The following is an 18894-nucleotide window of genomic DNA, read 5'->3' as shown; positions in this document are numbered from 1 at the left end:
TCCAAATCTACTCAAACTATTTTTTCAGTCAATATTCAATAGAAAATCGGGAAAACCACATAACCGATGAGTAGATAAGTATAGATTCAATTCTATTAATTTTGAGTTAAGCTCAACCGACCAGTGAGTATAAACCTATAAGATTAGTAGATTGAATATAAACATTTATCCTAACAAACAAATGAAGTATTTGTTATTAATTTTAGCTACAACTGGAACAGCTTTATCATTTGCTAGTATTTTTAATAGTGCTAGTGCTTCAGAATTAACTGTTAATGTAAATTCTGTAGTAAATAATAAAACTATAGCCCAAGCAAGAACTTGTCCTAAATATGCGGGAGGAGGAAGGTTATCAGCACAAGTTGAAACGCGGAATTTTCTTATTCACATTTGCGATAGACAGGGAAAACTATTTTATACAGGTATTTCTAAGCGGGATGGTAAAGGTATTTATTCTCTGCCAACATATACGGAAGAAGGCACAGGATATGTCGCTAAGAATGGACAATATGAGTATATTGTCACTGGTGCAAGTTTAGATATTTTCAAGAATGGTAAAGTTGTACAATCTGAAAATGTAATTCGATATATTAGTGGTTATTCCAACTAATTATTTATATCTAATTTTTAGTTAATTAATAATCCCCATCTACAAGAGATAGGGATTTTTTATTTAATTATTAGAAATTGTTAAACATTGAAACACCCTAGCAAAATTACAATAGCACTGTTCACAAATTGATGTAATGAACAGTGCTATTTTGTAACCTTACTTATCCTCCCGCACAGGCAAGGGAATCTCCATGATTTCCATCAGCAAATCTAGACGAGAGGGACGTGTCAACAGAGGTACTAAATTCGGCAAGCTGTAGTAGTCACCGGCGAAGGTGAAAGTTTCTACAGGCGCTTGTTGCTGCTTTAATTGACTTTCTACCCAGTTGTAAGAAGTACCTACACGAACAATTACCACATTGGGCATTACTCCCAATTCTCGGCAATAGTTCTTGTAGACTTCACTGAAATAAGGTGTAGCATTTTCACCTTCATCAGTCACTAGAATAATTTGGTCAACTACCTGTTTCTTCCGGCGCATTGCTTCCAATGCACAGCCGATACTGGTACTACTACCCGCATTAATGTGTTGAAAAGCACGCTCCCAGTCTGTTAACTCCTTGCCGTTGGCTATAACTGGGTAAGGAATGGTATCGAAGGCGTAAACATACAGTTCTGCCTGAGTGATACCAGAGATGAGTGCAGCTAGGCGTTTACCAATCGCGATCGCACTCTCCATTGAGCCGGACTTGTCCACAAATAAAGCAGTTGGGCGAGAAATTGTCCCCCGTCGCTTTACCTGCTCGTTGGTGACTTTTTCCAGTCGAGCTACGGTGTCTGCGTCGAAATCTGCGGTATCGGCGGCAATTTGTGCTTTAAATGCAGCAACACGTCCACTCTTAGAGGCTTCCTCCAGCTTGGCATCAATCAGCTTTTTGACTTCTGGGTTATCCATTGCACCTCTAGTTTGCAGGGACTTGAGGTTATTGATAACTTCCTGGGGAGTCATGCTGTTGATTAACGCCACTAACGTAACTGGTGTAAGTTGCTTGATTGCACCAATGGCGATCGCATAGGGAATTTTGTACTCTACAATTAGCCTTGCTTGTTCTACAGCAGTTTCTGCCTTAGCGAGTTGCTTCAGCACATAAGCCAAAGAACCCTCTGGAGGAGTATCCCGGAATAGAATTGCATTCGCCCGTTCATTGGGTTTAATATGCAGTGAAGCATACAAGTGCTTCATGGCATTTCGACCCCGTAGCGCCGCCCGATCAAATAAAGCAGGATTACTTTCCCTTGTCTTCAAGTAGCGACGCACCGCAGTTCTCGCGGAACGAGGCATTTTATTTTGCTGCTGCTTCATAAAGTCTACTATCCGAGCCACCTGATAAGGTGGAAACTCTTGCAGCATCACAAAGCCAGCATCTCTGTGTTGGGTTAAATTGCTAGTTAACAGATGTGCTACAAATACTTCCTTGTGGTCGCGCACATCGCCATGATTTTGATACCAAACTGCTAGATGTCCGTAGAAAAGCGGGTCTAATTCAATAATTAACTTGTGAATTTCTGCCACTTGCTCAAGTTTGCGGTGAGGAGTTGTCAGCAAACTATTGAGCATTTCTAGACGCAAGTCACGTTCTGCGGTGTTCATAAGAACCTCCTCTAGTGGTGATGAATGAGGAGGCAGATGTTGCACGCGGGGTGATAAAGTCACCGCGCAAGTTGTAGAAGCATTGGTGTAACTTGGGCAGAGTTATGTAGGCTTCTATGATGAGGGCGCGGCAACAACTGCCATTGGGGATGAGGGAGATGAGGGGGATGAGGGAGATGAGGGAGATGAGGGGGATGAGGGAGATGAGGGGGATGAGGGAGATGAGGGAGATGAGGGAGATGAGGGAGATGAGCTAAACAAAGCAGATCAGGTATATAAAAACTCTTCCCCATCTCCCCCCTCTTTCCCCACTCCCTCATCTCCCCCCACTCCCTACTCCCTACTCAAGAGTCACGACGGCTCCTGCTGCTTCTAACTGCTGCTTGAGTGTTTGGGCTGCTTCTTGATTTAGTTGTGTCTGGACTACTTGAGGAAGGGAGTCTACAAAGTCTTTTGCTTCTTTGAGTCCTAGTCCAGTTATTGTCCGAATCACTTTGAGTAAAGCAATCTTTTTGTCTGCTGGAACCGATACTAACAATACATCAAACTCTGTTTGAATTTGAGGTTGATTTTCATCTAGCTCTGGCTTGTCAATGCGAATCAGTTTAGGTATAGAACTATCAACATTGAAGGTTGCTTCAATCTGTTTTACTAAAGCAGAAGTTTCATCAGCAGTTAACGCTTTGATTTGTTCTAAAATTTCTAGAGTTTTTAAAGACATGGCAACCTCTAATGAGTTGGCATTGGTGGGCAGTGCAGCGCCCTACTTACAGCCAGTTACAGGTAAATGAGGTACAGATATAAATGGTAAAATTATTGTGGGGTGGGCATCTTGCCCGCCCTTTTGCACCTCACTCAGATGAAATTTGTTGTAATTATGAAGCGAAATAAATCACCTCGTGCGAGTTGAAAAAGCTGTTGATTCACACACGGGATTTGAACCCGTAATCGCTTGATCTCAAGTCAAGTGCCTGTTCCAATTCGGCTAGTATGTAAGCTTTTTCGGTTAGGACACGAGGTGGAAGCTTTATTTTTGAGAAAGTTGATTCAAAATAAATCGAATCTCTTTTTTACTGCACTGCTGTTTAGTAGCAGCGTAAATTTTACGGCCTCTATAAGTGGCGATGGAACGGTGAATTAAACCTCTGAGAACATCAGTTACATAATCGGTTGGTGGTGGGGGAAAATTTTCAAAGGTAATCAAATACCAAATTTCGTTTAGTTTGTGGTACTGATGATAATCATCAACGATGAGAATATCGGTTGGCTCTTGCTTTGGTTTGCGCTTTCGAGGTGCTTTCTCGACTGCACAAAGAATTCCAGTTTCAGGATGAATATAAAAGCGATCGCGGTAACTTGTATCTAACCGAGTTCTACACCTTTGGTAAGCTTTGCTATAAACTTTACCATCAACTATTTCCACATACCTTTCTACAAAATCCCACACATGACCGATAACGTGCTGTCCTGCCATTGTGTTAGTCTTTAGTCGTTGGCACAGTTCACTGTAAATATCATTCCAAGACTGCCCAACTTTTGAACGCAAAAATCGACGCAAAGGCCCAAGATGATCCGCAAGATATTTTGATTTATTTCTCGGTTTAATTAAGTAAGGACTTAATAATCCATCTTGGCTGGCTACTTCAGTAAGTTTATCTAACTGCTTTTTAAAACCTTTATACTTTTTGAGGCTAATTCTCATCCCATGACGAGGACGTTCAATCACTATTTCGCTCAAACGATGTTCGCTCATACCTCAAGTTATCTAAATATTGATGTACCAATTGAGTTGTTTTTAAACATGAATGAACGGACATCATTGAACTCACCTCTATATGTTAATAATGGGAATTAATGTTATGATTAAATACAATTTAATTAATAGTGATTCCGCACAAGTTAGCAAAGCATTTTTCACAATTGCCTTACCAATTAGGCGACGCTCCCATTAGCGGAAGCGACAGGAATCGAACCTGTAATCCATTGCTGGATGGTGTGTAGGCTTTACAAATTAGGGCGCGGAATCAAATTAATTCATAATTAAGAAAGTTAGATATTCTCAGAGTTTTGGCTTTGAATCTTAAATAATTCCGTGCAAGTCGAAGACGCTTTTTACAACTACGGCCGCTCTTACCAAATATTGGCAGTGGGCCCGCACGCTAAATCTGCATGAGACTTAGCAACTATGCTTCGCTTGTTCGATCGCTCGAATTTTACTACCTTAGAGCCGTTATCAATGTGTATGTATGCTTCTTCTGTCGGGACACGGCTAGATTCTTCAGCCATAAACAGCTTCAGGACGAACAATCAAATCCCCACCAGGACGGCGATCTACTATGTAAGCACCAAGGCGATCGCTATTCACATCCAAATGTCTAGCAACTCGTTCTTTAATCGCCACATCATTCATACTGGCTGTAATTCCTAGTTGTGTTTCTCCCACATCCACAGAATGTCCTTCAAATCGAATATGTACCATCTCCATCACCTCTTTTTTAATTACAAATTACCAAACGGATCTGATCGGGATTGAACCGATACCCTCCCTGTGAGAGTTACACTCACACCTCATGTAAGTTGAAAAAGCTGTTGGTTCATACGCAGGAATCGCACCTGCACCTATCATTTATCAAACGATCGCTCTACTTTTGAGCAAGTATGTAAGCTTCTTAAGTGGGGACACAAGGGCTATGCAGGAACTCTACCATTAGAGCTACAGACCCAAGTTTGATTAATTAGTCATTAGTCATTGGTCATTGGTCATCTGTTTCTTTATACTACAAATGTAGTATGTATTTCAGAGAATGTCAAGAGGATGAGTTAAAGAATTGCGAATGGACTATTACTGATATACGATAGCGATCGCTACGGTGAGACAGAGCATCGTCGCTGGTTTTCTTCCTTGACGTTGGTAAGTTAGACAAGCACAAAATAGAGGATTTAGTGTGTTACGAGATATCCGCGCCGCAATCTTTGATATGGATGGTTTGCTGTTTGATACAGAAAGTATTGCTCGTTGGGCATGGCAGCAAGCGCTGGCCAGTCACGGATATATAATGAATGACAACTTCTACAATGAATTTGTCGGGCGTGATTTGTCATGGCGAGAAAAAATCCTCAAACAAAGATATGGCAACAACTTTCCTTTTGAGGAGGTAAAAAGACAGCGAATTGAAATAGGCGATCGCCGAGAACTACAAGAGGGTTTGCCCATAAAACCAGGTGCATTAAATTTACTGGCTAAACTCAACAGTTTGGGCATCATCATTGCTTTAGCAACTGGTACATCCCGTAGCCGCACCATCCGACGCTTAAGCAACGCAGGCATTTTGCATTACTTTACAACCATTGTCACCAGCGAAGATGTGCCACAAGGCAAACCTGCACCAGATATATACTTAGAAGTTAGTCGCCGAATCCATGTTGCACCTATGCAGTGTGTAGTTTTTGAAGACTCATCCGTAGGGATAGAAGCAGCGTTTACCGCCGGGATGTATCCGATTATGATTCCCGATATAGAAAAACCATCTCCAGAAATCAGATGTTTGACTTACCAAGTGTTGGAATCATTAGAGCAAGTCAGTGAATTATTAGAGAAGAGACTGGAGGCTAGAGGTTAGAGGCTGGAAGTTATGTTAATGGAAATTGATTAGTAAAGTTTTGTAACAATTAAGGTAATTTTGCCCCACTGCTCAAGAAATACCTCTAGAAACGCAACTGTAATCTCCATGTACCGCGTATTAGAACAGCAGAAAATTAGCTAATTTTCTGCTGTTTTCTCTAAAAATAGGTAGTTCACCAAGGTACTACGCCATTCTCATCAAAGAACCCACCAGTAACACCATCATCAGGTAGAGTAGCTAATCGGACAGCTGCTGTCGCTCCTTGCTCAACAGTGCGATAACCTCGGTGTTGATTAATATCTGTGGCTGTGAAACCAGGGTCAGCCGCATTAATCGGGGTGTCTTTTAATTCACTAGCAAACAAAACCGTCAGCGCATTTACTGCTGTTTTTGATGAGTTATAGGCAAGCAATTTCATACCAGCGAACTCGTAATTTGGGTTAGAATTTTGAGTCAGTGAACCTAAACCACTGGATATATTGACAATTCGCCCTGCTGTTGATTTCTTCAACAATGGTAACATCGCTTTGGTAACTGCAAATACACCGAAAACATTCGTTTCGTAAGTCTGCTTTAGTGTTTCAATATCTAATTGGCTTGGTGGAACTTGGTCTATTAAAATCCCTGCATTGTTGACAAGGATATCTAGTTTTCCAAAGTCTCGTTCAATTTGGTTAGCAGTGGTATCGATGGTTTTTTGGTCGGTAACATCAAGTTGAATTGCTCTTGCATCAATTTGACTAGAGAGGAGTTGATTTGATGCTTTAGTGCCAAGTTCTTTATTTCTTGCGCCAACAATAACAGTGGCTCCTCTGGAACCGAGTTGGCGTGCAATCTCGTACCCAATGCCTTTGTTTGCACCTGTAATCAGTGCTACTTTTCCTTTTAAATCATCTGACATATTAGTTCTCTATAATTTGTGGTTGAGTGGATGTTGAATTGCCACATCAGAACATTGTCAGTATATCGAGTAATTACGTTAGTTAGTCATTAGACGATCGCCTGTTCTTGTCGAGGTACTTCACAAGCGTAAGTGATTGTCTGCTTAAAGCGACATTGTGAAATTTGGATGCGATCGCCACCTAAATCATACCCATTAAATGGAGAGCATACGACATAGCAGTGGAACTGCATCGGAACGCCTCTAAGCCTTGGTTTAGCTGATGGGGATTTGGGATGCTCTCGGCAGAATGTTTGTCTAACACCGTGAAAGGATTTTGCCGTCAGGGTTTGTTTTCACTTGATTTGTGAATTCTGCTTGAGTTTATCTTGCAATAATTTTATTTTTTATAGTTGATGAGTCCGCCTGTTTCTTGTTGTCAGAAAGTTCCAAGAATTACTGCTGATTGAGCAAATATAATTTAATAGTTTAGGATGCAATATTACTCTATTATATTCGTTAAAGCAGGCATACTTTTATATGTAAAAATAACAGTGCTTCACATTTCTTATTCTTTGATAAATTTAAAATTACTATATTAAAGTTTGCAATTACTATTTATAAATAGACTACAGAAATTCTTGAATTATTCAACAACCATTAGTTAGTTGTTTTGTAACTTTTTTTATGGTGATGTGTAATTAGGATTAAATCAGTTATCAGTTATCAGTTATCAGTTATCAGTCAGCCAGGGCGTATGGTGGCAGATAAAAAAGCGCCTCCCTACGCTTTCCACTAATTGGTGTGGTGTTTCACTTTTGTATTTAAGTACGGGCGGGTTTAACGAACATATCTGTTTTTACCATGAATTCCTCAATGAACCTGCCTCTACAACTGATAACTGATAACTGTTCACTGTTAAATATCCCACTTTTAAAACTTTAAAAAGAGGCTTTTATGGCAGATATTAATGGGACTAGTGCCAATGATTTTCTGATCGGTACTGAAAATATCGACTCAATTTTCGGTAAAGATGGAAATGACATTTTAATCGGTTTAGCGGGTGATGACTTCATTTCCGGTGATTTAGGTGATGATTTAATTATCGGTGGCGAGGGAAACGATACTCTTTACGCTGGACTCAGTGTTGTATACTACGCGCCAGGATATGGAGGCGACCTCAACTCTACAAATGTCTTGTTTGGTAACAGTGGTAATGATCAGTTGTTTGGTTCGGATGGCAATGATTTCATGTTTGGTGGTGAAGGAGATGACCTAATCAGCGAAGGATATCTTTCTGGTGATGATTATTACGATGGCGGCGACGGTAACGACATTTTAGTTAGTAGTTATGGCGATGACACTCTTATTGGTGGCGATGGAGATGATATCTTATTAGACCAAAGCGTTAGAGCTGGTGGTGGTAATGATTACTTAGATGGCGGTAACGGGAATGACAGTCTCGACGGGAGCATCGGAAATGATACCTTAATTGGTGGCAATGGCAATGATAATCTCACTGGTGCAGGAATCGGATATGGGCCTATTGAATTTATTATTTATGGTGCTGGAGAAATCGATACTTTAACTGGTGGTGAAGGCAGTGATACATTCGTCCTGGGAGAGGGCGGTTTAAATTATGTTGGTAACATTGATAGTTTTTATGGCAGTCGTAACCGTGACTATAATGGTCAATTAGTCACCCAAGGCAACAATGACTATGCGCTGATTACTGACTTTAACTCCACTCAAGATAGCATCCAGCTTGCCGGAACAATCAACGATTATGTTTTAGGTTCATCTGGTGATGGTTTACCATCCGGTATCGGCATTTATTTGACTATGCCTGATGGGGCGCAGAATGAACTAATTGCTATTGTCCAAGGTGACAATAATTTGAGTCTGGACGCTAGTTATTTTACCTATGTGGGCTAACCTTAATTTAACGTGAGTTCGACCAGCGTTGTTTTGACCTCTCCCCCAACCCCTCTCCTACGAGGAGAGGGGAGTAAGAGGGTGAGGTTTTCGTTTCTCCTCCCTCTCCTATCCGCAAGCGGAAATCATTAATATGAAACGAAGAAGAATATGTATACACAAAGATAATGATCCAATGTTTCAATTCCGCAAGCGGAAATCATTAATATGAAACCCTTGGGCAGAGAAAGCGATCGCCACTCACAGAGAAGTTTCAATTCCGCAAGCGGAAATCATTAATATGAAACGTTGCCGATCCAGTTTGGATACTTTACGACCTCATGTTTCAATTCCGCAAGCGGAAATCATTAATATGAAACTATGAAAACCCATACTGCGATCGCCCCATAGAAATTAGTTTCAATTCCGCAAGCGGAAATCATTAATATGAAACTAGATGATGATGATATTCCTTTTTAGTAATTGATATCGTTTCAATTCCGCAAGCGGAAATCATTAATATGAAACCCGTAACCTCATCACTGGTAAGCCTTTGTTGCCCCTGGAGTTTCAATTCCGCAAGCGGAAATCATTAATATGAAACTTTTCTGAAGCCTTATTTTAAAGGCTTGCTAACCAAAGTTTCAATTCCGCAAGCGGAAATCATTAATATGAAACCTCCCCAATCCCCAATCCCCGGAAACCAGCCAAGTACTTGTTTCAATTCCGCAAGCGGAAATCATTAATATGAAACTTGTGCGCCAGCGTCGCTATCACTCCAGTCGTCGTTGTGTTTCAATTCCGCAAGCGGAAATCATTAATATGAAACTTACGATGCGCTTGATGCGGGCTGGAATGCTTGGTTTCAATTCCGCAAGCGGAAATCATTAATATGAAACAACCTAGTACGGCTAGAGCCAGAACGCTTTAAACTCAGTTTCAATTCCGCAAGCGGAAATCATTAATATGAAACGACTTGTACTACTACAGTAGTAGTTATCCCGTCTTGTTTCAATTCCGCAAGCGGAAATCATTAATATGAAACTCAAGCGTGGAAGCGCAGTATTGCTTGCGTTATTGGTGTTTCAATTCCGCAAGCGGAAATCATTAATATGAAACTCAAAGACTTCGCGATCATAAAGAAGAGTCATGTCTTGTTTCAATTCCGCAAGCGGAAATCATTAATATGAAACTTAAAATCATTTTTAATGATTCTGACCGAAGTAGTTTCAATTCCGCAAGCGGAAATCATTAATATGAAACGAGTGTGGGTTTTGGCTGCCTGGGTGTTATCCTTTTTGTTTCAATTCCGCAAGCGGAAATCATTAATATGAAACTTTCTACAAGTTTGGCAGTAATAACGCTGGATCACAGGTTTCAATTCCGCAAGCGGAAATCATTAATATGAAACCAACTGTACTGTTTGATTACTTGTATAACTCTGGTTTCGTTTCAATTCCGCAAGCGGAAATCATTAATATGAAACTCAGCATTAGCAGCAGCATTAGCAGCGTTGATAATATGTTTCAATTCCGCAAGCGGAAATCATTAATATGAAACAGGACAGGTGTAGGCGCGGGTCAAGGTTCTGGTTTAACCGTTTCAATTCCGCAAGCGGAAATCATTAATATGAAACCTTGTGAGGCGCGGTTTGGCACTAGTGTAGATTGTTTCAATTCCGCAAGCGGAAATCATTAATATGAAACCCGCCCGAAAAGAAGCGAGTCGGGCGGTAGTGTAAGGTTTCAATTCCGCAAGCGGAAATCATTAATATGAAACTGTCGCTGCGTTTGGCGTTGGACAATTAATAGGAATTTGTTTCAATTCCGCAAGCGGAAATCATTAATATGAAACTTGAAATCACAATTCAAGGAATCGCGCAATGCCCCAGTTTCAATTCCGCAAGCGGAAATCATTAATATGAAACCCCCATTTAGTCCAAGGTCTTCAGTGTGAGGGTTTTGGTTTCAATTCCGCAAGCGGAAATCATTAATATGAAACTTCCAAGGATAACCATTAAATGCAATTCCAATTGCAAGTTTCAATTCCGCAAGCGGAAATCATTAATATGAAACCTGCCTGGAATTGGTTTTTTGTTATTGGTAACGAATGTTTCAATTCCGCAAGCGGAAATCATTAATATGAAACTCAACGGAGTAGGATCATTCTTCTCCAAAAATGACTTGTTTCAATTCCGCAAGCGGAAATCATTAATATGAAACGTGAGGTTGGATGCAACAGACCTCATCCTGAGCCTGATGTTTCAATTCCGCAAGCGGAAATCATTAATATGAAACTCATCCACTAGTAACAATGAATCTGCAAATATCAGCCGTTTCAATTCCGCAAGCGGAAATCATTAATATGAAACTAGTCACTATAAGAAGTTAATTGGGGTAGGGACTGTGTTTCAATTCCGCAAGCGGAAATCATTAATATGAAACACAATGACAGAAACAACAACGCAACCAAAGCACAAAAGTTTCAATTCCGCAAGCGGAAATCATTAATATGAAACACGATAACTTTCACTATTCCGATGCGGGTAATGTTGTTTCAATTCCGCAAGCGGAAATCATTAATATGAAACTGATCTACATTCCTACAGACCCAAGAACGGGATGTTTCAATTCCGCAAGCGGAAATCATTAATATGAAACTGGTGAATGGATGGAGGTTGCTTCGATAACTAACTGTGTTTCAATTCCGCAAGCGGAAATCATTAATATGAAACCGTTAGGCACAACTAAGCCGAGTACAGCCAAAATGTTTCAATTCCGCAAGCGGAAATCATTAATATGAAACCTCCTTTGGCGCTTGCAATATAATAAAAGGATCTTCTTGTTTCAATTCCGCAAGCGGAAATCATTAATATGAAACGCAAAGAAGCTATAGGTAGTGTCCCTCTTATCGCCGCGTTTCAATTCCGCAAGCGGAAATCATTAATATGAAACTGATAGGATCACGATAGCCTGACGACTTGTAAATAGGACGTTTCAATTCCGCAAGCGGAAATCATTAATATGAAACTTGAAAACTTTTGACTGCATCTATCATTTTACTCGTTTCAATTCCGCAAGCGGAAATCATTAATATGAAACACACGGGGTTAAATTGCCAAAATAATTATATTGAGGTTTCAATTCCGCAAGCGGAAATCATTAATATGAAACCTTAATTAGAAATTCTCCTGCCTCTGTAATTTTTTCTGGTTTCAATTCCGCAAGCGGAAATCATTAATATGAAACCGATCGGTGTCGCTGGCCTTACTGCTTCTTCACGGTTTCAATTCCGCAAGCGGAAATCATTAATATGAAACAAAGGCTACATTTTTTTCTGTTTGTTTTAAGTCATGTTTCAATTCCGCAAGCGGAAATCATTAATATGAAACTCGACTACATCGTTAACACCCAATATTTCTTTGTTAGTTTCAATTCCGCAAGCGGAAATCATTAATATGAAACTTTGTTCCTAGATTTCGATAGTTTTGTGCGTTCGTTTCAATTCCGCAAGCGGAAATCATTAATATGAAACCAAAGCACTTAATTTCTGATATAAGTATAATACGTTGTTTCAATTCCGCAAGCGGAAATCATTAATATGAAACCATAAGGTGTTAAGGTAGCGTTATCAGTACAGATTTGTTTCAATTCCGCAAGCGGAAATCATTAATATGAAACCCGGCAGTTGGAAGCGTTTGATAATCCTGGTTTCCACGACCATTTTTGGCGGGGAAGCTAGAAAACCTCATTTCAGCCTCTAAAGCGAGTATAAGCTGACTGTGCTTGTAAGCTATATTCCTTATAGAGCAAGGGTTTCAGACTTTTGGCGGGAGGTGGGGGGTTTTCGCCTGTGCTTTGCCCTGCCAAAATCTAGAAAATAATACATATCTTCAATTTTCAAGGTACAGACTTACCAAAAAACAAGTTAGTAAGTTCAACAATGGGAGGCTTGACACTCACCGCCTTAAAATATCATATTTTAGAATCGATGAGAGCATTTCTTAACTTTGAAGGTTAGTACTTTCATCTGCTGAGAATTGTTCCCATATCATTTTATACTCTTTTTTCATCTCATCAGCTAAAATTTTCGGACTTAAAATCCTCACATTGGCTCCATATTTCAGCATACGCTGCCTAAACCAAAACCAATAATCTATAGTTGCCTCGATTTCCCGAAATTTTCCTTCAGGGTCAGTGTAAACAACTACTTCATCTTTCCTTCGAGGCTTGTAGTTAGCCAATTGTCCACTAGTACGATAGCGTACTTTCAAGGTGGGAAAGTCGCAGGATACCCAAGGGGTAGCGGATGCAGCACCTACAGTCAAAATCCTATCGACTCGAAATATCTGGTTTTGGTCGATGTTATGCCAATAATCAAACCGCCAAGAACGCCAATCGGGTATAAATGCGAATAGGTAGAGAAGACCATCATGCAGTCGCAGTTCTGAACGGTTGATGTCTTTAATTCGTGCTTCTGCTCCTGGTTGGGTCTGATAGCGGATGGTATAACAGCATTGTTGCACAATCCGTTCTTGAAGTTGGCGGACGATCGCATCTAAATTGCGATCGCTATAGTCCACGGGAGGACTAAAATCGACTTTCACAAATGAGGGAATATCTGATTCTGTCAAATTACCAATACGTTGGATTTGACTTGCTTGTGCTGAAAACCCCATATCAGCCAGAAAGTAAGCAGCTATTGCCAAAGCTTCGCGCTGTTCGGTTGACAGCAGCACAGGAAAATTTGAGTCAACTAATTTGTAAGGACTTTTAGTTCCGCTAGCAATTTCGATACCGCAGTCTCTAAGCTTGCGAATTGTACGGTCAACTTTTTGCTTGATATCAGCATCATCTGTAGATTTGCCATGCTGTTCAAGAAATATTAACAGCAAATCTACTAATTCTTGCCGTCGCCGTGGTTTTTCGGCTAGAAGTTTCAGAATTTCTAGAGCAAAGGCGATTTGGTTATAGCTTCCATCCACTTTGGACGGCATGGCTTGAGGATGTTTTTTGATACTTGACAGTATTAGTATGGGTGAAATTTTGATTGTAGTCAAAAAATGATAACAACATTTACAAAACTGGTACTAAACTAAGTCCAAGAGAAATACAGACAAGTCCATGAAGCTTTTTTTACAACCTCTGTACTCTCAACTCAACCCAGGAGTTGAGAACTGCCCGCTTGGGTGTACATCTGAATGTATTGTGACTCAAAAGGCTCCCCAACTTCAACCACCGGATGGGTGTGTTTGTCCCTTATCATCACACCAAGCTAAGACTTATAAAGAAATTATACATGGTGATGCAGATATTATCTGTAATCAGTCAGCAACTGGTGATGGTAAATCTCTCAGCGCTAATTTACCAGGGCTAATTGATCCTAATTTTCGGATGATGGGACTGTACCCAACAATTGAACTGGTAGAAGACCAAGCCGAACAGCAAAATCATTACAATGAGTTATTTGGTTTAGATGCTTCTCAACGAGTAGATCGTTTATATGGTGCGGAATTAAGCAGACGGGTGAAGCAAGCCATAAAAAGTAACAAATTTCAAGAATTGTTCTTGGCTATTCAACAGAAGCCAGTATTACTCACCAATCCCGATATTTTTCACTATATTACCCACTTTCAATATCATGATCCTGCTTATGGTCGAGATTTACTGCCGTTAGTATTAGCTGAATGGCCAGATTTGTGGGTATTTGATGAATTTCCTATTTTTGGTTGTCATCAAGAAACTGCTGCTTTAAATAGTTTAGCTTTTATTCGTCGTAGTCAAGAGAATCAACCACGTCCTAGAAGGTTTTTATTTACTTCCGCAACACCAAAACCAGATTTTATTGAACAATTACGGAAAGCAAATTTTAAAGTTGCTAAGGTTGAGGGCGTTTATGCAGGTGAGGAAAAGAAAGGCTTTCGTCCGATTCTGCAACCTGTGGAATTAGAATTTGTAGAATTGCCAAAAGATACAGATACACAGACATGGTTAAAAGAAATGATTCCCAAAATTGGGGAAATTCTCAATCAAGAATCAAAAGCCAGAGGATTAATTATTGTTAATTCAGTGGCGAAGGCAGGTCAAATAACAAGTTTATTAAAGCATTTATTACCAGAGGTGATAGTTAGAGAAATTAGCGGACGCATTGACCGCGAACAAAGATTATTGGTACAAAGCGAATTGAAAGATGCTAACCAACCAGTGTTAGTTGTGGGTACATCTGCTGTTGATGTTGGTGTTGATTTTAAGATTCATTTATTGATATTTGAAAGTAGTGATTCGTCAACGGTGATGCAACGTTTAGGACGTTTAGGCAGACATCGCGGTTTTAATACTTATACAGCATACATTTTAATTCCTGGTCATACTCCCTGGGTCATGGCTAGACTGCAAAAACAATTTAGCCCCAATCAAATAGTAGCACGGGATGATTTAGCTGCGGCGATCGCAGATGCTTTTGACCCACCTAGAGAGTTTGATAAGTATCGTCATCGTTGGGGTGCATTGCAAGCCCAGGGTATGTTTTGGCGGATGACTCAAGAAAATGCTAAAGTGAGCCAATCTGTGCGCGATCGCATGACTGAAGATTTGCAGCGTGTATATTCTCACAGTATTGAGTCAGCAAGAGGCTACTGGTATAAAAAGCAGAAAAGTGATGTAGAAAAAGCTACTCAAAAACAACTTTTAAGTTTTCGAGGTGGTTCCACACTGCAAGCTGCGGTTTGGGATCACAATAACTTTTACACTTATGACCTACTAAGATTATTACCTTATGCAAGAGTAGAAATCATTGACCGCAAAACTTTTTTAGATGCAGCTAATAACAAGGGACGAGGTGAAGAAGAATTTCCTGATGATTTTATTAATGTTTATCTTCGCATTCAGCAATGGGTAGATGAACGCATCGATAATATTAGCTTGCAATGTAATTATCAAAGTAGTGAATTACAAATTGGCGAACTTTGTTTAATCGATAAATTAAACTTAATTGGACATCCTCAATCAGATGTCATAACTTGTTTACGGAAGAAGAAATTACTCACCTTTTTAGTACCAGTCAACAAGAACAAATTAAGTAGTCATTGGGAAGTGAGCCGTACTCTTCACCTCAGTCCTTTATTTGGCTTATACCGTTTAGTTGATGCTAGTGAACAAGCTTATGCTTGTGCATTTAATCAAGATGCGTTACTGCTTGAAGCATTAAAGTGGCACTTGAAGAAATTCACAGATACACGCTTTGAGTCCTCCATTTTTTAAACCCACCTCAGCTTATATCTACTCACAAGTATGTCTACCTTATTGCAAACATTACTAATTGAAACTCTGCCAGAAGATACAGACCCTATTTTGCTGCTGTATATCGAAAAACTATTACCTTTTCTAGAGCAGGAATTTGCGGGAATTTCCGCTTTAGGCGGTACTTATGAAGCCCATTATCAAGTATTATCTCAACTAGGCGATCGCTTTGCACAAGAAAAAGCTCAAAGATGGTCAAGCCGTGCTGACCAAAACTTATTAGTTCATGTCCTCAACGGGTTATTAACAGCTTGGAATATTAGTAAATATTTGCCTCAACCATTATCAGAAATAGAGAAATATTTACTTTGCTTAGGATTAACTCTGCATGACTACAACAAATATTGTAACGGACAAGGAGAAGAAACACCAAATAATTGGGACGTAGAGCAAATTATCAATCTTTGTCGTGAATTAGGAGAAAAACTCAACTTTAAATTATTTTGGGCGGAATGGCAGGAATATTTACCAGAAATAGCTTATTTAGCACAAAATACTCAAAACAAAACCAGCACAAATATTTATCCAGCTAACTGGCCAGTTCCTAAAATTAAAGACCGTCGCCGCTTAGAAATACCTCTACGTCGTCTGCTAGCTTTTGGTGATATTGCAGTCCATTTTAACGACCCAGCAGACATCGACACTCAAACCGGAGGAGACAGGCTGCGAGAACAACTGCGGTATTTAAACATTAATAAAAACTTAGTTTATCATCGCTTAAGAAACAGTATCGGTATTTTAAGCAATGGTGTTCATAATGCTACAATTTTGTATGCTAAAAAACTCAATTGGGAACCTATTTTATTTTTTGCCCAAGGGGTAATTTATTTAGCACCAGTAAATAGTCAGACTCCAGATATTCAAGAACTGCAAGAATTTATTTGGAGCCAAATTAGCGGAGTTTTAGGTAGTAAAATGTTGGGTGGGGATATTGGCTTTAAACGAGATGGGAAGGGTTTAAAAGTAGCACCCCAAACACTAGAATTATTTTCTCCAGCCGAACTCATTCCTCAACTACCACGTGTAATTGAGGTCAAAGTAGCCAATATGAAAGACCCAGCTACCCCGAAACGGCTAGAAAAACTACCTTTAACTGAAACAGAGAAAGATGTCCTGAAAAAAGGTGCAGACATCCGTGCAGATAGAATTGCTGAATTTATTTTCTTTGCTCAAAAAGAATTTTTTGGTAATTCTAGTGAATATATCAATTGGGTACTAAATCAATTAGGAGTTCAAGACAAAATATCTCCTGAACAAACCCAACTAGAATCAGGAGGAGTTAATTATGGCTGGTATCATGTAGCAGCATATTATGTTGCTTGTCACGACACTTTAAAACCAGAAGATATCTCACAACGGATGCAAATATGGGCAGAAGAATTAGCAAATTGGGCAAGTGAAAATAATTTGCTACCGTCCCACTCCAGCCCAATTCGGGAGATTTTCTATGCTTATTTAACCAGATATTTAGAAGTTAAAGGCTGGGAAAGTAATTATTCACCTTTTGATGCAGAAGTTGCGGCTTATGCTAACGCTAAAACCAAGGTAGCTAAACAGCCGATTTGTTCCTTAAGTTCTGGTGAATTTGCTTCAGAAGATCAAATGGATTCAGTAGTTTTATTTAAACCGCAGCAATATAGTAATAAAAACTCACTTGGTGGAAGACAAATTAAACGGGGTATATCTAAAATATGGGCTTTAGAAATGTTGTTACGCCAAGCTTTTTGGGCAGTCCCAGCAGGCAAGTTAGAAGAACAACAACCAGTATTTTTATATATTTTTCCTGCATATGTTTACTCTCCACAAACTGCTGCGGCAATTAAATTGTTAGTTAATTATATGAAGCTGACAAATTTGTGGGATGTTCGTAAACAATGGCTAGAACAGGAAATGAATATTAATGCTTTGCAATCAGTTTCTTGGTTAAATGATGAAGCCAAATTAGGACGATTTCAAAAGGATAAATACAATAAAGAAGACTTGCCTTTTATGGCAATGTCTTACACCACAACCAGAGGTAAAACCCTAACTGATGCCTGGGTACAACCAGCTTTTCTAGCATTGTCACTTTCTATATTATTAGGTGTGAAAGTAGTAGCTACTAGTAGTTCAGTACCTCTTTATAACAGCGACAATGATTTTAAAGAGTCTGTAATTCTTGATGCACCTGCATCATTTTGGAACTTACTGGGATTATCTAATTCATTGCGAATTCAAGATTTTGAAAATGCAATGCAAAGGCTTTTAATTGCTTACAGTCTACATTTAGATACTCGTAGCTCCCCACCTGATGCTAAGTGGCGAGATTTAATTAAAACCGTCCGTGAGGTAACAACAAATGTACTCAATATTTTTAGTTTAGCAACAGAAGGATTACGGCGTGATAAACGAGATATACCAAGACAAGACGAAATTAAACGTTATTGGCAATATGCTCAATTATGGGTCAAACAAGAGAGTTCAGTCAACAATGAAGGAGCTTATCTCATGAAATTAATGGAAAAATTAGTCCAACAGTATCGAGTTTTTTATCAAGCAAATTTGGGTGAATCTAGTCACACAATTTTACTACCTCTATCCAAAGCTTTGGAAATGATTTTATCTGTACCTCAAGAAGTTGATGTAGATGATTTAATCTTTCAAGCTTCTGGACAACTGCAAGATGCTTTACAGCGTCAAGAAGTCTACAAACGCCCTTTAATGATGGATAAATCAATCAATAAAACCACAAGAGAAGAACGTGAATTAATGGCAATTCATGCGTTTATCACAACTTGTGTGCGTGAATTATTCCTGGGACTTTATAAAGGCGATCGCGCATTACTTCAAGAAAATGTCAACCGCATCAAATCAGGTGCAGAATTTGCCTATCGTTGGTTAGCTTTGCAAGAGAAATCTGCAAAATCTTCCTAATTGTTTTATTTCCGTAGCCATCTTCTGACTTTTCATATTATGTGGAAAAACTAACGTCAAACT

13 protein-coding genes, 2 tRNA genes and 1 CRISPR repeat array are annotated in these 18894 nt (G+C 39.4%); of the genes, 5 read left to right on the top strand and 10 right to left on the bottom strand.

The window, feature by feature from the left end; genetic code table 11:
• Positions 1-151: 151 nt before the first annotated feature.
• The gene (locus H6G83_RS08545) at positions 152-610 is read left to right on the top strand and encodes a hypothetical protein (RefSeq protein ID WP_242044493.1); all 459 of its coding nucleotides are present in this window, start codon (positions 152-154) and stop codon (positions 608-610) included.
• A 159-nt stretch (positions 611-769) separates the two neighbouring features.
• On the opposite strand, the gene H6G83_RS08540 is transcribed toward H6G83_RS08545, so the two are convergent.
• The 7 genes from H6G83_RS08540 to H6G83_RS08510 all read right to left on the bottom strand — a co-directional run bounded on the left by H6G83_RS08540 (position 770) and on the right by H6G83_RS08510 (position 4866).
• Positions 770-2203, bottom strand: coding sequence for a vWA domain-containing protein (locus tag H6G83_RS08540; RefSeq protein WP_190469915.1), 1434 nt, complete (start codon positions 2201-2203; stop codon positions 770-772).
• Positions 2204-2317: 114 nt separating this feature from the next.
• Entirely contained in the window at positions 2318-2464 is a 147-nt protein-coding gene (locus H6G83_RS08535) for a hypothetical protein (protein ID WP_190469912.1), read from the bottom strand.
• A gap of 79 nt (positions 2465-2543) precedes the next feature.
• A complete protein-coding gene (gene rplL / locus H6G83_RS08530) occupies positions 2544-2924 on the bottom strand; it encodes a 50S ribosomal protein L7/L12 (protein ID WP_190469909.1) in 381 nt (126 codons plus the stop codon).
• Positions 2925-3127: 203 nt separating this feature from the next.
• Positions 3128-3198: transfer RNA gene (locus H6G83_RS08525), tRNA-Ser, on the bottom strand.
• A gap of 32 nt (positions 3199-3230) precedes the next feature.
• Positions 3231-3956: a hypothetical protein gene (locus H6G83_RS08520; RefSeq protein WP_190469906.1), complete on the bottom strand. Its 726-nt coding sequence runs from the start codon at positions 3954-3956 to the stop codon at positions 3231-3233.
• 525 nt (positions 3957-4481) lie between these two features.
• Entirely contained in the window at positions 4482-4682 is a 201-nt protein-coding gene (locus H6G83_RS08515; protein ID WP_190469903.1) for a hypothetical protein, read from the bottom strand.
• A 111-nt stretch (positions 4683-4793) separates the two neighbouring features.
• Positions 4794-4866 (bottom strand) — tRNA-Ile (locus H6G83_RS08510).
• Positions 4867-5148: 282 nt separating this feature from the next.
• On the opposite strand from H6G83_RS08510, the gene H6G83_RS08505 reads away from it, so the two are divergent.
• The gene (locus H6G83_RS08505) at positions 5149-5823 is read left to right on the top strand and encodes an HAD family hydrolase (protein WP_190469901.1); all 675 of its coding nucleotides are present in this window, start codon (positions 5149-5151) and stop codon (positions 5821-5823) included.
• A gap of 175 nt (positions 5824-5998) precedes the next feature.
• On the opposite strand, the gene H6G83_RS08500 is transcribed toward H6G83_RS08505, so the two are convergent.
• On the bottom strand, positions 5999-6727 hold the full coding sequence (locus H6G83_RS08500) for an SDR family oxidoreductase (protein WP_190469898.1): 729 nt from the start codon (positions 6725-6727) through the stop codon (positions 5999-6001).
• Positions 6728-6816: 89 nt separating this feature from the next.
• Positions 6817-6960, bottom strand: a complete 144-nt coding sequence (locus tag H6G83_RS08495; RefSeq protein WP_190469895.1) for a hypothetical protein — start codon at positions 6958-6960, stop codon at positions 6817-6819.
• A 703-nt stretch (positions 6961-7663) separates the two neighbouring features.
• Between H6G83_RS08495 and H6G83_RS08490 the strand changes: the two genes are divergently transcribed.
• A complete protein-coding gene (locus H6G83_RS08490) occupies positions 7664-8641 on the top strand; it encodes a calcium-binding protein (protein WP_190469891.1) in 978 nt (325 codons plus the stop codon).
• A 103-nt stretch (positions 8642-8744) separates the two neighbouring features.
• Positions 8745-12300: direct repeats of the CRISPR family, unit length 37 nt; unit sequence GTTTCAATTCCGCAAGCGGAAATCATTAATATGAAAC.
• 323 nt (positions 12301-12623) lie between these two features.
• Here H6G83_RS08490 and H6G83_RS08485 read toward each other — a convergent pair.
• Positions 12624-13616: a helix-turn-helix transcriptional regulator gene (locus H6G83_RS08485; RefSeq protein ID WP_190469889.1), complete on the bottom strand. Its 993-nt coding sequence runs from the start codon at positions 13614-13616 to the stop codon at positions 12624-12626.
• A gap of 211 nt (positions 13617-13827) precedes the next feature.
• On the opposite strand from H6G83_RS08485, the gene cas3 reads away from it, so the two are divergent.
• Together cas3 and cas10d are read left to right on the top strand one after the other, a co-directional pair.
• Positions 13828-15879, top strand: coding sequence for a type I-D CRISPR-associated helicase Cas3' (gene cas3 / locus H6G83_RS08480; RefSeq protein WP_313935495.1), 2052 nt, complete (start codon positions 13828-13830; stop codon positions 15877-15879).
• Positions 15880-15909: 30 nt separating this feature from the next.
• Entirely contained in the window at positions 15910-18831 is a 2922-nt protein-coding gene (cas10d, locus tag H6G83_RS08475) for a type I-D CRISPR-associated protein Cas10d/Csc3 (RefSeq protein ID WP_190469883.1), read from the top strand.
• Positions 18832-18894: the final 63 nt, after the last annotated feature.

The sequence above is a fragment of the Anabaena azotica FACHB-119 genome (assembly GCF_014697625.1).
Classification (GTDB): domain Bacteria; phylum Cyanobacteriota; class Cyanobacteriia; order Cyanobacteriales; family Nostocaceae; genus Trichormus; species Trichormus azoticus_A.
The sequence above is the reverse complement of the archived record's forward strand: the minus strand, read 5'-3'. Positions and strand labels throughout refer to the sequence as shown.

What these genes read in the sequence shown, in the direction of transcription:
- H6G83_RS08540 (WP_190469915.1), bottom strand. Translation starts at nt 2,203, where the DNA reads ATGAACACCGCAGAACGTGACTTGCGTCTAGAAATGCTCAATAGTTTG.
- rplL (WP_190469909.1), bottom strand. Translation starts at nt 2,924, where the DNA reads ATGTCTTTAAAAACTCTAGAAATTTTAGAACAAATCAAAGCGTTAACT.
- H6G83_RS08520 (WP_190469906.1), bottom strand. Translation starts at nt 3,956, where the DNA reads ATGAGCGAACATCGTTTGAGCGAAATAGTGATTGAACGTCCTCGTCAT.
- H6G83_RS08515 (WP_190469903.1), bottom strand. Translation starts at nt 4,682, where the DNA reads ATGGTACATATTCGATTTGAAGGACATTCTGTGGATGTGGGAGAAACA.
- H6G83_RS08500 (WP_190469898.1), bottom strand. Translation starts at nt 6,727, where the DNA reads ATGTCAGATGATTTAAAAGGAAAAGTAGCACTGATTACAGGTGCAAAC.
- H6G83_RS08495 (WP_190469895.1), bottom strand. Translation starts at nt 6,960, where the DNA reads ATGCAGTTCCACTGCTATGTCGTATGCTCTCCATTTAATGGGTATGAT.
- H6G83_RS08490 (WP_190469891.1), top strand. Translation starts at nt 7,664, where the DNA reads ATGGCAGATATTAATGGGACTAGTGCCAATGATTTTCTGATCGGTACT.
- H6G83_RS08485 (WP_190469889.1), bottom strand. Translation starts at nt 13,616, where the DNA reads ATGCCGTCCAAAGTGGATGGAAGCTATAACCAAATCGCCTTTGCTCTA.
- cas10d (WP_190469883.1), top strand. Translation starts at nt 15,910, where the DNA reads ATGTCTACCTTATTGCAAACATTACTAATTGAAACTCTGCCAGAAGAT.